Below are 14,381 nucleotides of genomic sequence, written 5' to 3'. Positions count from 1 at the left end.
AAGATTAAGGCTGAGGTTAAGCTTTAGCCTTAATCTCAGCCTCTTTCTGCGCTATTTTTTACGTTCCATCACCTTTTGCACTGCCGCAACAATATCTGATGGATCTAGTTTGTATTTTGTCATTAACTGATCTGGTGTACCGCTTTCGCCAAAGCTATCGTTAACAGCTACAAACTCTTGAGGAGCTAAATAAGTAGTTGTTAATAGGTGTGAAACGCTTTCGCCTAAACCACCTAATTTGTTGTGCTCTTCGCAAGTTACAATGCAACCAGTTTTCTTTACCGACTTTAAGATGGCTTCTTCGTCCAAAGGTTTAATCGTGTGGATATTTATAATTTCAGCATCGATACCTAATTTCTCTAGCTCTTCGCCAGCTTGGATAGCTCTCCAAACCATGTGGCCAGTAGCAACAATAGTTACATCTTTACCTTCGTTTACCATCCATGCTTTACCAATTTCAAACTTTTGATCTTCTGGTGTGAATACAGGCAATACTGGACGACCAAAACGTAAGTAAACTGGACCTTCGTGATCCACTAAGGCTAAAGTAGCTGCTTTAGTTTGGTTGTAATCGCAGGTGTTAATTACTGTCATGCCTGGTAGCATTTTCATTAAGCCAATATCTTCCAAAATTTGGTGGGTAGCACCATCTTCTCCTAAAGTTAAGCCGGCGTGTGAAGCGCAAATTTTTACGTTCTTGCCCGAGTAGGCGATAGATTGACGGATCTGATCGTAAACTCTTCCGGTAGAGAAGTTAGCGAAAGTTCCTGTAAATGGAATTTTACCACCAATGGTTAAGCCGGCTGCAATTCCCATCATGTTGGCTTCTGCAATACCAACTTGGATAAAACGCTCAGGGAAATCTTTAATAAAGGCATCCATTTTTAACGAACCCACTAGATCGGCGCATAGTGCAACTACGTTTTCATTTTTTTTGCCTGCTTCATGCAAGCCTGCTCCAAAACCAGAGCGTGTATCTTTTTTATCTGTAAAAGTGTATTTCTTCATTTCAAAAGTTTTTAGGTTAAGCGATAAGCGTTATGCGTCGTTAAACGCCGAGCGCAAGTCGCAAAACTCTCTTAGTAATCTCCAGCTGTTTCTTTGATTTGACCCAAAGCATTTTCCAATTGCTCGTCGTTTGGAGCAGAACCATGCCATTTGTGTGTGCCAACCATAAAATCTACACCATAACCCATTTGAGTGCTCATTAAATTTAAAATAGGTTTTCCTTTTCCTGTTAGTGATTTGGCATATTCTAAAGATTTCACAATCTCGTCCATGTTGTTACCGTTTGAGGTAATTACATGCCAACCAAAAGCTTCGAACTTAGCGTGTAGATTTTCTAAAGAAAGTACTTTTTCTGTAGGTCCATCAATTTGCTGGCCATTGTAATCTACACTGGCAATAATGTTATCAACTTTGTTGTGTGGTGCAAACATTAAAGCTTCCCAGTTTTGACCTTCCTGCAATTCGCCATCGCCAAGTAATGCAAAAACTAGAGATTTATCGCCATTCATCTTTTTGGCAAGTGCCGCACCAATAGCTACCGAAAGTCCTTGTCCTAAAGAGCCAGAAGCAATACGAACGCCCGGCAAACCTTCGTGGGTAGTAGGGTGTCCCTGAAGTCTTGAATCCAGTTTTCTAAAAGTTTTCAATTCGCTAATGTCGAAATATCCTGCTCTGGCCAATACGCTATACCAAACTGGAGAAATATGACCGTTAGATAAGAAGAATAAATCCTCGTTCTTACCGTCCATATCAAATTTAGGATTGTGGTTCAATACCTCGAAGTAAAGCGCTGTGAAAAAATCTGCACAGCCTAACGAAGCGCCCGGATGTCCAGATTGCACTGCATGTACCATTCGAAGGATATCTCTTCTTACTTGCGAAGCAATATCTTCTAGTTCACTGATTGTATGTTTCATTAAAAATTAATTATAAAGTAATATAACAAAGTTAATTTTTTTATCTGTTTAAAGGCTATCGCCAAATGGCTTTTTATCACTTTTTGGGGTTGATCCAGTAAGTAGTTTTCCACATATTTTGGAAATTCGGTAAAATAAATGTTGATAAGTTTGCGAATATGAAAATTATACTCTTATTTTGAGTACATTATTACCCAAAACTCAACATTTCAGATATTGACGCTTATGAGAATTTTTACTTTTTTAACATTCTTGTTTTTATCTTCAGCGGCTTATGCCCAAACTGGTGCTATTGGTATTGGTACCGAAAACCCTAACGCAAAATCTATTTTAGAAATCTATTCTACTGAAAAAGGTTTGCTAATTCCAAGGCTAACAGAAACACAACGAAATAATCTACAGGCTACAGGTACTGCAAATGCGGCTATCAACGGTCTTCTCGTTTATAATACAACCACAAATAAGTTTAATGTTTGGAACTTGAATAAATGGGATGAACTTGCTGTTGGCGGTGGTGCTGGCGCAGTTGGTCCGCAAGGCCCACAAGGCTTGCAAGGACCCAAAGGTGATAAGGGGGATGCTGGTACCAACGGAAGCCAAGGACTAAAAGGGGATAAAGGCGACAAGGGTGATAAAGGTGATGCAGGCACAATTGGTCCACAAGGGTTGCAAGGTCCAAAAGGTGATAAAGGAGATATCGGTACTAATGGTGTTAATGGAATAAACGGTGCTACTGGGCCACAAGGTCCAGCTGGTAAAAATGGAATAGATGGCGTAAACGGAAATAAGGGAGATAAAGGTGATCCTGGCGACAAAGGTGATATTGGTTTGCCTGGAGTGAATGGTGCTGTTTGGTCTAATGGAAATCTAAATCCGCCAGCTGCCGCTTCAGAACCCGCTGGTTCAAAAGACGGTGATTACTACCTAAATAACACAAACGGAAAAGTATTTATAAGAAATAACAATGTTTGGCAGGAGGTTGCAAGTTTAACTACTGGTATTATCGGACCCGTTGGTCCGGCTGGAGCGCAGTGGTATAATGGCACGCTTAGTCCGCCAACTAATGCCACAGAGCCTAGCGGCACGAAAGAGGGTGATTTGTATCTGAACAATAACTCTGGGAGCGTTTACAAAAGACAGTCTGATGGTACTTGGCAATCAATAGCGAATTTGACCACTGGCGTTGTTGGTCCCCAAGGTCCGCAAGGTGCTGTTGGTCCACAGGGCCCTCAAGGAACCAAAGGCGATAGAGGTGATGCAGGTGTTGCTGGTCCGCAGGGGGCGCAAGGTGCTCAAGGAGCTATTGGCCCAGATGGGCCAACAGGTTTAACTGGTCCTGCTGGTCCGCAAGGTCCTACAGGCTTAACTGGTCCTCAGGGTCTTAAAGGCGATAGGGGCGATAAAGGTGATAAAGGAGATACGGGTGTTGCAGGTCCTCAAGGAGCAGTTGGCCCACAAGGTGCTGTAGGTGCCAAAGGCGATAGGGGCGATAAAGGTGATAAAGGAGATACGGGTATTGTGGGTCCTCAAGGAGCAGTTGGCCCACAAGGTGCTGTAGGTGCCAAAGGCGATAAGGGTGATAAAGGTGACAAGGGAGATGTTGGTACAACAGGTCCTCAAGGTGCAGTTGGTCCACAAGGTGCGAAAGGAGATAAAGGCGATACAGGTTCTGTTGGTCCTCAAGGAGCAATTGGCTTGACTGGTCCGCAAGGAGCAAAGGGAGATAAAGGCGATGTCGGTGCTCAAGGTGTTCAAGGTTTGCCTGGTGCTACAGGTCCTCAAGGGGCGGTAGGTGCCAAAGGCGACAAAGGTGATAAGGGCGATAAAGGGGATACTGGAACTACAGGTCCTCAAGGTTCGATAGGTTTGACTGGTCCGGCTGGCCCAGCAGGCCCAACTGGAAGTGCGGGACCGCAAGGTGTGAAGGGAGATAGAGGCGACAAAGGCGATAAAGGTGACGCTGGCGTTGCTGGTCCTACGGGTCCTCGTGGAGCGCAGGGAAATCCAGGTGAGCAAGGCCCCGCTGGTCCGCAAGGTCCATCTGGAAATACAGACTCGTGGTTGCGTAAAGGCAATGGAGAAGGAAACTTCGGTGGAACCACTACTCCTGGTGTCAACAATGATTTCGTAGGTACCACAGACGCAAAAGAGTTAGTTATTGCAGCCAACCGAACAGAAGGTATCAGATTAGCAACCGACGGTAAGGTGAGAATTGGAACGAACGGTACTTACATCGCTTCAATTTCAAAAGCTTCCTCAAATGCCAACATACCGGCAATTGCGGTAAAGGGCTCTCATAAACAAACTTTCACCCTTACTGGCGTAGCTTTAGGTGCAAGCGTGGCGGTATCGCCATCTGTAGAGCTTCCTAACGGGATAATTATAGCGTACGCAAGAGTAGTTTCTGCTGGTCTGGTTGAAGTTAAATTTACAAATGTTGGCGATACAGCTACATCTGCGTTGGCTGCTACTTTCTACATCAGCGCAATTCAATAGCTATGAAAGCACGTTTTTACATCGTTGGTATATTATCCATTTGTACAAGTTCGCTGTTTGCGCAACTTGTTAACAATGGAACTGTGCTTTTTGTAGATAAGAATGCGCAGCTTACAGTAACTGGCAATTATGCCCATAAAGATGGTGCTGTAGTAAACAATGGCGAAATAATTGTTAAGGGAGATTGGAATAACAAAAGTAAAAATCCAGTTTTTGATGGCAAATCTTCGGGAGCTGTAATCTTTAACTCAAAAGCAAGTTCGTTTGGTGGAAATCCGACGTTATTTCCTCACTTGCTATTTAAGGGGAATGGTGTTTTCTATGCTAAAGCTCAGTTAATTGCAAGGCTTTCGCTCGATATAGATGACGCTGAAATTCAGGCGGTAATTCCAGAGGCTATCACGGTAATGAATGATAATCCGCTTTCTTTATTTAGAAATAAAGGATTTATTAATACAAGTCTAGGTGTGGATGGTTCGTTGGTGAGATATACTAAAGCCGGTGAAGATTATGTATTTCCGCTTGGTGTAAGTGCCAACTTGCTGCGTTTTGTTACTGTTAAACCAAAAGATGCTAATACCATTGGGATGTCTTTTTTAGACAAAGACCCTAGTTCTGGAGGGTACAGTAGGTTAAGTAAGACCAAAGCAGTAAGTGAAATTAATGATGCTTTTTATCACGTGGTTCAGCGCTTAAATGGTGTTGGAGGTATAGATTTAACTTTCCATACATCAGCAACAGAGAGGTATAACAATTTAGCAAGCTGGACAAGGAATGCCATTTGGGATAAGGCGACATCAGTGCCCAATAAAAGTAATGCTGTCATTGCACCAGGTTTAACACAAGCTTTGTATCATCAAAATGCAGATTTGGCACTAGGTAGCAGCGTGGCTTTTGCGCTTGCCCAAGTTACGAATGCTAGTCCATTAGAACTGTATAATGCTTTTTCTCCTGATGGTGATGGTAAAAATGATACTTGGGAGGTTAAAAATATCGATGCTTTTCCTGATAACGATTTGAAGATTTTCGATCGCTCAGGGAATATCGTTTACAGAATGAACAGCTATAATTCATCTAAATACTGGGATGGGCAAAACGTAGCTTCTGGAACCTATATCTACATTTTGAGAGTGAAGATAGACGGAGCAGATCAATATTTTAAAGGTTCAATTACAATGGTTAAAAATTAGGCAATGAAAAGGTTTTTGTTTCAGCTTTTAATTGTTGTTTGCCCTTTTGCGGCAGTTGCGCAAAATGAGGTAACCTATAGCCAATATATGTTCAATAATTTATTGGTAAATCCAGCATATGCTGGATATAAAGAAGATATTAACATCAATTTGTTGAGCCGTAATCAATGGGTGGGTATCAAAGGGGCGCCAACAACACAATCTTTAATCGCAGACGGTGCGTTTTTCAATAACAAAAATGTAGGCTTAGGGCTTTCTGTTTTAAATGACAGAGTTGGTATACAAGGGCAAACGGCTATTATGGCCAATTATGCTTACCGCCTACCTGTTGGACAAGAGGGGCGTTTGAGTTTTGGTGTGGGTGTAGGGGCTATACAGTTTTCTTTAAACAGTGATAAAGCCATTGTTGGTGATATCACTGACGCAACTTTTAGCGGTACGCAGAATTACCTATCTCCAGATGCAAAATTAGGCATCCATTACAGCGATAACGTTTTTTATGCCGGCCTTTCGGCAAATAATTTGTTAACAACGGCACTCAATAAAAATAATCAACAGGCCCGATTTGTGATTTTGCCACCTATCCACATTTTCTTAACAGTTGGAGCAATAATAAATGTTAATGAAGATGTGAAGATGAAACCTTCGGTTATGCTACGCGATGACCCCCAAAGTATGGGTAATTTAGATTTAAACGCATCTTTTTTGTTTAAGGATGTACTCTGGTTAGGAGGCTCTTACAGAATGGGTGTTAATATGTGGAAAACTACTAACAATTTAAATCCAACTTTTCAACAAAATTCGCTTGTTGGATTAGTTGAGGTTTTTGTTGCAAAACAGTTTCGCATTGGGTACGCTTACGACTACAGCTTGTCTGGACTTAAGTCGTATTCATCAGGAAGCCATGAAATATCATTAGGTTTCACTATTGGAAATAAAAACTACAGAAACAGTGCTTTAACTACTCCGCGGTATTTTTAACGCAGAGTTTTTATGAGATTAAAAAAAATTTTCAGGGCCACTACTCTTTTTTTGTGTATCTACTTACTTCCATCTGTACTTTTCTCTGATGATATTAAGGAAGCCGATAAACTTTATCAGCAACTTGATTACAAATATGCTTTAGAAATCTACGAGAAAATCATGAAGGCTAATCCGAGTATGGAAGTAGCTCAGAAAATTGCCAATTGCTATCGTTTCATTAACAATACAGAAGCTGCAGAAGCTTGGTACAAAAAAACTACTGCTTACACAAACGCTACTGCAGAAAATTATCTTTACCTGGCAGAAGCCTTAAAACAAAATGGAAAATTTGATGAAGCTGCGGCTAATTTCATCTTTTGGGGGCAAAAAAATCCAGCACAAGCTAAAGAAGCTGAAAAGCAGGCTAATATTTGCAGTGTAGCTAAGACTTGGTCAGAAAATCCAGACATCGGTGCGCTGTTAGAAAATGAAATAGGTTTAAATTCTGAAAACTCTGATTTTAGTCCGGCAAGATTTGGATCTGAGGTCATCATCATCTCTGATAGGTGGCAAAAAAATAAAAAAGGTGAAGAAATTTACGGTTGGACCGGTAATCCTTACCTAAAAATCTACAGTGCCTCTCCATCATCTAAGCAAGTAAATATTCTTAAAGGAACAATCAATAAGGGTTTTCACAGTGGGCCTGTAGCGGTTTATCCAAGCTTAGATACTGTTATTTTCACAAGGGCTGTCATGTCTGCCAATAAAAAAATGAAAATTGGTGATACAGGTAAACAGTATTTATTGGTAGCTGTAAAGAAAGGCGATGAATGGGTTGCGAAAGAAAAACTGCCATTTAACGAAGAAGGTCTATTTTCAGTTCAACATCCAGCTTTATCTCCAGATGGTAAGTTGTTATATTTTGCTTCAGATATGCCAGGTGGTTTCGGTGGAATGGATTTGTATTATAGCGAAAAATTGCCAAATGGAACGTGGTCTAAACCATTAAACTGTGGCGATCAGGTGAATACACCACAAGACGATGTGTTTCCTACGGTTAGGCAAGATGGTAAGTTCTATTTCGCTTCCAAAGGTCATATCGGTATGGGGGGCTTAGATGTATTTTCTGCTGTTGGCGCTAAGAATAACTTTAAGGATATAGAAAACTTAAGGGCGCCACTAAATTCACCAAAAGATGATTTTGGTATTTTATTCAACAACGATTTAAAAACTGGATATTTATCGAGCAATAGAAACGGCGGTGTAGGATTAGACGATATTTATAGATTTACTACAGGTATCAAAGCTGAACCGAAATCGCAAATTTATGCGGTAAACGGATCAGTGGTAGAGAAGGGAACAAATGCGCCAATTGCTGGATTAGAAGTACTGTTAATTAACAAAGGTAACGGTACAGAGAACAAGGTGTTTTCTGATGCGCAAGGTAAGTTCGCATTCACTTTAGAAAAAGAAACGGACTACATCGTAAAAGGAAATCCACAACAATATTTTACCACCCAGTCTGGAGAAATATCTACGAAAGGGGTTAATCAATCTACAGTTTACGATATTAAGTTTGAACTAGAGCGTTCTAAAGATGTATTTACCGTGAAACTTAACAACATCTTCTACGATTTTAATAAATGGAATATCAGAAGAGATGCGATCTCTGATTTAGATAAGGTGAACGATTTTATGGCGAGTATGCAAAATGTACGCATGGAATTAGTAGCTCATACAGATGCAAGAGGTACCGCTGCATATAATCAAATCTTATCCGAAAAGCGAGCCGCAAGTGCTATGGATTATCTCATTAACAAAGGCGTGCCGGCAGATCGTTTAAATGCAATAGGTAAAGGCGAAACAGAATTGTTGAATGAGTGTGGTGACGGGATTAAATGTACCGAAGCACAGCACCAACTAAATAGGCGTACAGAATTTAAAATTGTAAAGGTTACGCCGGTAGTAGCAATGGTAACAGCTACTAAACATCAAATGAACTAATCAACATACAATAACCTAGTGTAAATCCTTTTCGATTTTCGGAGAGGATTTTTTTATGCGCTATGTTGCAAAGTGAAAACTTACGAAGTTTCAACAACTTCGTAAGTTTGTATGGTGAGATTGAATTTAACCCAACAATTCTAAAACCTGTGCTGTAGAATTTTTTGTATCTACTTTTTTAATGATATGCGCAATGTTGCCTTCTTCATCTATTACAAAAGTAGCTCTGTTGGTGCCCATATATTTTTTGCCGTACATGTTTTTCTCTCCCCAAACGCCGTAAGCTTCTACAATCTCCTTATCGGTATCTGCCAGCAAAGTAAAAGGCAAGCTGTGTTTGGTAATGAATTTCTGATGTGATTTTTCATCGTCAACGCTTACGCCAAGCACTTCAATTCCTTTTGCTTGTAAACCTTGATAGTTATCCCTAAAATCGCAAGCTTCGGCGGTACAACCTGGGGTGTCATCCTTTGGGTAAAAATATAACACTACTTTTTTACCTTTAAATTGATCTAAAGTAACGGTATTGCCATTTTGGTCTTTTGCAGTAAAAGCTGGTGCTTTGCTGCCTTCTTGTAATGTGCTCATCTTATTAATGATTTAGCGATTAAATTCAATTGCGTATCTTTTGGTATTGTCTTTCATATCCACAACAAGTAACTCAAATGTATGTTTACCTGCGACAGTTTTTTCATCGAAGGTGTGCCATAGGTTTGCTGTTTTTGCATCAAATTCCATCAACACCCACTTGCCGTCAATATAGCCATTAAAACTCTTAATCCCTGATAAATTATCGCTGATCCTGAAACTCATTTTGCTTAGGCCGGCCATGTTTTTGCCATTGACGATATTTACTGGGACGATATTTGGTGCGATAGTATCAATGGCGATGAAGAAACTGCCGAAGTTACGAGGTTTAGCTTTTACCCATCCATTTTCAAAATATCCGCCTTGCGAAGAACGACTGCTGCTTACAATTAATGCTTTGCTTTGGTGTTTGATGATCGAACTATCTGCTTTTATCCAAAGCTCAAAACCTGTATGCAATGGTGTAAGGTTATTATGGATGTGGTGGATTTCCGAAAAAGCATTTTGCTGAGGCTTTGCCGTTTTTTTGTATTGAAAGTTGAAATCGTTGTACAATGTGCCTTTAGGGAGGATCACCTTTACATCGTCGGTATTCAGCTCGTTTTGTTTGTTGTAAGCAAAGCTTGTTCCTTGCGGAGGTTCTGGCGTATTAATCACAGCTTTTGGATCAGCAAACACGTTAAACGCTAAAGTAGTTTTATTGCCTCTAGCATCGCTAATGGTATATTTAACCTTGTGCGTCTTACCATCATTGAAATTAATACGACCATTATTTACTGAATTGAAATAGATCGGCAAAGGATTTCCTGGATCTACAAAACTTTTTTGGATGCTTTGCTTGGTACGAAGATAGGTTGGGTAGTCGATATGGGAATTAATCGCTTTGCTCACATCGAACGTAAATCTCTCAAGTGCCGAAGTATAAATCTTAATGTCATCAACTTCTAACTCTATCGAATATGCGCCATTATTTCCAGATGCGCCGTTGTGCCTATCATTAACCACAATGCCAAAGCCAACTTCGCCACTTAAATTTATGGTGCTAACTTGATTAAGCTTGTAGGTTCCTTTACCGCCAGTAACCTGAAAATACTGCTTTGGTGTAAATTCGTTAAAAGGTTTTCCGTTTAAACGATAAACATACATCGCATGAACAACAGGAGGAACATCGTCTGGTATGCTAATACCCAACAATTGCGGGTTGATAGTTGCTTCGGTTTTGGTATCACGAATTTCGAAATGTAGGTGCGGACCACCAGAACTACCCGTATTTCCCGTATAAGCAATTACTTCACCTTTTCTAACGGGTATTAAGTCTGAAGACGGAAATTCATCAATTTCGTAAGAAGTTTTCTTATACTGGATATTTTTTACAATCTGTGCAATTTTATGGTTAAACCTCGATAGATGTCCGTAAACAGTAGTGTAACCATTTGGATGGTTAATGTACAAAGCCAATCCGAAACCACTGTTTTGCACTCTCAATCTCGAAATGAAACCATCCGTCGGTGCGTAAACCGGATAGCCGATACGCTGGTTGGTTCTAAAATCTATGCCCGAATGGAAATGGTTGGAACGTAGCTCTCCAAAAGATCCTGCCAAAGCTGGTGGTTCAATGTCTAAGGGCGAACGAAAATCCGTTAGCGGATAGGTGTGACTACTATATGTTTTTTGCGCTTTTAGAGGAATGTAAATTGAAGATAATAGTAAAAGGAAAATTATATAATTGCGCATCAAGTTTATTTTATATCAAAATTAAGTAGTTGTTTTTCTTCTAACCAAGCTTCCAATTTGTCGCCTTGGTTTACCTTGCCCACACCTTCTGGCGTGCCTGTAAAAATTAGATCTCCTTTTTTTAAGGTGATGTATTGCGACACAAAAGAGATGATCTTTTCAAATGAAAACAAAAGGTTGGCCGTGTGTCCGTTTTGCTTACTTTCGCCGTTTTTTTTCAGTTCAAATTTCAAATCGTACATGTCTTTATAATCGCTCTTTGGGAAGAAATTACTAATTACCGCAGAGTTATCGAACGCTTTAGCCAATTCCCAAGGCAATCCTTTTTCTTTGTGCTCGCTTTGGATATCCCTTGCTGTAAAATCAATGCCCAAACCAATTTCTTCGTAATAGTTAGAAGCAAATTTCTCGGCAATATGTTTGCCTTCTTTACAAATTTTAAGTACTATTTCTAATTCGTAATGCACATCATTAGAAAATTCGGGAATGTAAAAAGGTTTATTGTCTTTTAATACCGCGGTATCAGGTTTTAAAAATATGATGGGTTTTGTAGGGATCGCGTTGTTAAGTTCTGCAGCATGTGCAGCGTAATTTCTACCAATTGCAATAATTTTCATGCCGTAAAAATAGGGTATTTTTTTTGGTTAGTTGCTGATTTGGTTAATCGGTTAATTGTTTAAACCAGTTCATTCAGTTAAACAGTTGAAACGATAACCAGTTAACTCAGTTACAATACCGATATCCTTTTAATAACAGGTTCTCCGCCCGCTACAATACGCAGAAAATAAATTCCAGAATTTAGTTTAGCGGGCATATTGTAGGTTTTGGTGTGCTCGCCGTGTTGAATACGTTCGTTGGCAAGAGTTACAATATCATTGCCCAGTAAATCAGTGATTTTGATAGACAAACTGGTTTCTCTTTCTAAACGAAGATTGATATTTAGCTGGTCTACAACTGGATTTGGATATATTTTTAAAACATTAAGCGTTTTGCCATCTTTTGCCTTTGTACCGTGGTCACCATTTGCGCTGCCAGAATTAATATTATAACTAGGTCTGTAAGTTTGTACACTGCCTTTAATAACAGGAATACGACTTACAACCTTAGCTTTTGGCCTTACAGAAAATTTTGTGGTGTCGGCTTTTTGAGCGAAAACAGTACCGCATAGCAGCAACAGCATCATTACTAAGGATGCTTTAATGCCATTGAGCGCTATTTTTACTCTGTCTGTTTTCATTAAAATGCTTGACAAAAATATAAATATTTAAACAAAAAAATCAAACAAAAAGTTGAAGCTTTATATTATTTAACAATATTTAACAGAGATATAAAATGATTTGATTTTAGAGCGATATTTTAAATTTTTAGCTTTTCGAATCAAATAAATTTTAATCTTGAATATTTATGTAATTTTGCTTCAAATTATTATTGCGTGTCAAGTCATAAAAACGTTAATGCCCTTACTGCCGGAGGGTTATTATTAACACTAGGTATAGTGTTTGGTGATATAGGAACGTCACCTCTTTATACATTAAAAGCCATTTTTAACATCGCGTTAGCGAAAATTCAGGTAAACGGACAATGGGTTACTCCAACGCTAGATGAAAAACTAGTTTTAGGCGCTTTGTCCTGTATCATCTGGACGTTAACCTTACAAACAACTATCAAATATGTAATTGTCACCTTAAGGGCTGATAATAAGGGTGAGGGTGGAATTTTCTCGCTTTATTCGTTAGTACGCAAGAAGGCGAAGTGGTTGGTTATTCCTGCAATTATTGGCGGTGCCGCTTTGCTGGCAGATGGTATGATTACGCCAAGTATTACCGTTACTTCTGCCATTGAAGGCTTAAAACTAAAGTTTCCTGAGCTATCGATACTTCCAATTGTACTTGCAATAGTTACCGTACTTTTTGTGATACAGCAGTTTGGTACCAACTTGGTGGGCAAGCTTTTTGGACCAATCATGCTATTGTGGTTCTTGGTGCTCGGCGGTATTGGCTTTGTTCAAATATTAGACAGTCCGTTTGTTTTAAAGGCACTCAACCCATATTATGCGTTCGATTTATTGAGGACTAACTCAAAAGCACTGCTCATTTTAGGTGGCGTTTTCCTTTGTACTACAGGGGCAGAAGCATTGTATTCGGACTTAGGTCACTGTGGTAAGGCAAATATCCGTGTAGCTTGGGTTTTCGTAAAACTAATGTTGATTTTCAATTATTTAGGTCAAGGTGCTTGGATTTTAAATCACGCTAACTACGATATTGCGACCACGAATCCATTTTTCGAATTGGTGCCAGCTAGTATGGTGCTGTACCTGGTAGGTTTAGCTACGCTTGCTGCGGTAATTGCCTCGCAAGCAATGATATCTGGCTCTTATACGCTCATTTCAGAGGCGGTAAGGCTCAATTTATGGCCAAAAGTGAGGATCAACTATCCAAGTGTGCAAAAAGGACAGCTATACGTGCCATCTATCAACTGGATATTGTTTGCAGGTTGTATCATTATCGTTTTGATATTTAAAGATTCGAGCCGTATGGAAGGAGCCTATGGTTTGGCAATTAACCTTACTTTCTTAATGACCACCGTTTTGGTTGCAGTATATATGTTGCGCAAAAAGTTTCCGATGTATTTAATCGTGCTTTTTGTTTCTGTTTATATGGCAATAGAATTGGCCTTTTTAGTAGGTAACATGTCTAAATTTACGCATGGCGGATGGTTTGCTTTATTAATGAGCTCTGTGTTATTAAGTGTAATGTGGACTTGGTACTCTGCACGAAAAATCAAAAATCGCTTTGTGAAATACGTAGAAATTGAGGATTACTACGATATTATTAAAGAATTGAGTAGCGACATTTCTGTGCCTAAATTTTCTTCGCAATTAGTGTATTTAACTAGCGCCAATTTTAAACAAGAAATTGAGTCGAAGATTATCTATTCGATTATCCAAAAAGAACCTAAACGTGCAGATGTTTACTGGTTGGTTCATGTAGATGTAATGGACGAGCCTTACACCATGGATTACAAAGTAGAATTTTTAATTCCTGGTAAACTGATTAGGATAGATTTTAAACTTGGTTTCAGGATTGAGCAACGTGTAAACTTGCTGTATCGTAAAGTGGTTGAAGAGCTGGTTAAAAATGGCGAAGTGGATATTACAAGTCAATATACATCCTTAAATAAGCATAAAATAACAGGTGATTTTAGGTTTGTGCTTTTGGAGAAAACGATGAGCAAATTTACCAATTTGAGCTTCTATGAGGAAACCATTATGGATTACTACATGGTTTTAAAGAAGCTTAGTTTATCTGAAGTAACCAGTTTTGGTCTAGATTCAAGTTATGTAGATGTAGAAAAGGTTCCGTTGATTTTTGTTAGCCCAGATGATATTGAGCTACATAGACTGCCGGTATAAAGCCTAGTTAAATCTTTCTTAAATGGACAATTCTTTTAAAGCATTGTCCATTTTTTATTTGCATGAATG

The 14,381-nt window shown here is 39.4% G+C and carries 11 protein-coding genes; 5 read left to right on the top strand and 6 right to left on the bottom strand.

The features are described 5' to 3' along the window. Nucleotides 1-51 precede the first annotated feature (51 nt). Both AC23ME_RS09020 and AC23ME_RS09015 read right to left on the bottom strand, forming a co-directional pair. Nucleotides 52-1,008 carry a transketolase family protein gene (locus AC23ME_RS09020; RefSeq protein WP_487727426.1) on the bottom strand — a complete coding sequence of 319 codons (957 nt, stop codon included), beginning with the start codon at nt 1,006-1,008 and terminating at the stop codon, nt 52-54. Between the two features lie 71 nt (nt 1,009-1,079). Beyond that, nucleotides 1,080-1,925 (bottom strand): transketolase, encoded by an 846-nt coding sequence (locus tag AC23ME_RS09015; RefSeq protein ID WP_487727425.1) that lies wholly within the window; start codon nt 1,923-1,925, stop codon nt 1,080-1,082. A gap of 225 nt (nt 1,926-2,150) precedes the next feature. Here AC23ME_RS09015 and AC23ME_RS09010 point away from each other — a divergent pair, with 225 nt between their 5' ends. From AC23ME_RS09010 to AC23ME_RS08995, 4 genes are read left to right on the top strand one after another with little or no spacing between them, the layout of a single operon-like run. Continuing rightward, entirely contained in the window at nt 2,151-4,421 is a 2,271-nt protein-coding gene (locus AC23ME_RS09010; RefSeq protein ID WP_487727424.1) for a collagen-like domain-containing protein, read from the top strand. Nucleotides 4,422-4,423: 2 nt separating this feature from the next. Then, entirely contained in the window at nt 4,424-5,611 is a 1,188-nt protein-coding gene (locus AC23ME_RS09005; RefSeq protein WP_487727423.1) for a T9SS type B sorting domain-containing protein, read from the top strand. A 3-nt stretch (nt 5,612-5,614) separates the two neighbouring features. Further along, nucleotides 5,615-6,592 (top strand): PorP/SprF family type IX secretion system membrane protein, encoded by a 978-nt coding sequence (locus tag AC23ME_RS09000; protein ID WP_487727422.1) that lies wholly within the window; start codon nt 5,615-5,617, stop codon nt 6,590-6,592. Nucleotides 6,593-6,604: 12 nt separating this feature from the next. Beyond that, nucleotides 6,605-8,578 carry an OmpA family protein gene (locus AC23ME_RS08995; RefSeq protein WP_487727421.1) on the top strand — a complete coding sequence of 658 codons (1,974 nt, stop codon included), beginning with the start codon at nt 6,605-6,607 and terminating at the stop codon, nt 8,576-8,578. Between the two features lie 126 nt (nt 8,579-8,704). On the opposite strand, the gene bcp is transcribed toward AC23ME_RS08995, so the two are convergent. The 4 genes from bcp to AC23ME_RS08975 form a co-directional block, all read right to left on the bottom strand. Then, nucleotides 8,705-9,166, bottom strand: coding sequence for a thioredoxin-dependent thiol peroxidase (gene bcp, locus AC23ME_RS08990; RefSeq protein ID WP_487727420.1), 462 nt, complete (start codon nt 9,164-9,166; stop codon nt 8,705-8,707). A 12-nt stretch (nt 9,167-9,178) separates the two neighbouring features. Continuing rightward, complete coding sequence (locus tag AC23ME_RS08985) at nt 9,179-10,900, bottom strand: M23 family metallopeptidase (protein ID WP_487727419.1); 1,722 nt, start codon at nt 10,898-10,900, stop codon at nt 9,179-9,181. 5 nt (nt 10,901-10,905) lie between these two features. Next, the gene (locus AC23ME_RS08980) at nt 10,906-11,517 is read right to left on the bottom strand and encodes a fumarylacetoacetate hydrolase family protein (protein WP_487727418.1); all 612 of its coding nucleotides are present in this window, start codon (nt 11,515-11,517) and stop codon (nt 10,906-10,908) included. 110 nt (nt 11,518-11,627) lie between these two features. Then, nucleotides 11,628-12,137, bottom strand: a complete 510-nt coding sequence (locus tag AC23ME_RS08975) for a T9SS type A sorting domain-containing protein (RefSeq protein WP_487727417.1) — start codon at nt 12,135-12,137, stop codon at nt 11,628-11,630. A 195-nt stretch (nt 12,138-12,332) separates the two neighbouring features. Here AC23ME_RS08975 and AC23ME_RS08970 point away from each other — a divergent pair, with 195 nt between their 5' ends. Continuing rightward, a complete protein-coding gene (locus tag AC23ME_RS08970) occupies nt 12,333-14,312 on the top strand; it encodes a KUP/HAK/KT family potassium transporter (protein WP_487727416.1) in 1,980 nt (659 codons plus the stop codon). Nucleotides 14,313-14,381 lie beyond the last annotated feature (69 nt).

The organism is Pedobacter sp. T50_32, from assembly GCF_057652195.1.
Note: the sequence above shows the minus strand (reverse complement) of the source record. Positions and strands in the feature narration are given on the sequence as shown.

Bases quoted from the DNA above. Each gene is read 5' to 3' on its own strand.
- AC23ME_RS09020 (WP_487727426.1), bottom strand. From the start codon at position 1,008: ATGAAGAAATACACTTTTACAGATAAAAAAGATACACGCTCTGGTTTT.
- AC23ME_RS09015 (WP_487727425.1), bottom strand. From the start codon at position 1,925: ATGAAACATACAATCAGTGAACTAGAAGATATTGCTTCGCAAGTAAGA.
- AC23ME_RS09010 (WP_487727424.1), top strand. From the start codon at position 2,151: ATGAGAATTTTTACTTTTTTAACATTCTTGTTTTTATCTTCAGCGGCT.
- AC23ME_RS09005 (WP_487727423.1), top strand. From the start codon at position 4,424: ATGAAAGCACGTTTTTACATCGTTGGTATATTATCCATTTGTACAAGT.
- AC23ME_RS09000 (WP_487727422.1), top strand. From the start codon at position 5,615: ATGAAAAGGTTTTTGTTTCAGCTTTTAATTGTTGTTTGCCCTTTTGCG.
- AC23ME_RS08995 (WP_487727421.1), top strand. From the start codon at position 6,605: ATGAGATTAAAAAAAATTTTCAGGGCCACTACTCTTTTTTTGTGTATC.
- bcp (WP_487727420.1), bottom strand. From the start codon at position 9,166: ATGAGCACATTACAAGAAGGCAGCAAAGCACCAGCTTTTACTGCAAAA.
- AC23ME_RS08985 (WP_487727419.1), bottom strand. From the start codon at position 10,900: ATGCGCAATTATATAATTTTCCTTTTACTATTATCTTCAATTTACATT.
- AC23ME_RS08980 (WP_487727418.1), bottom strand. From the start codon at position 11,517: ATGAAAATTATTGCAATTGGTAGAAATTACGCTGCACATGCTGCAGAA.
- AC23ME_RS08975 (WP_487727417.1), bottom strand. From the start codon at position 12,137: ATGAAAACAGACAGAGTAAAAATAGCGCTCAATGGCATTAAAGCATCC.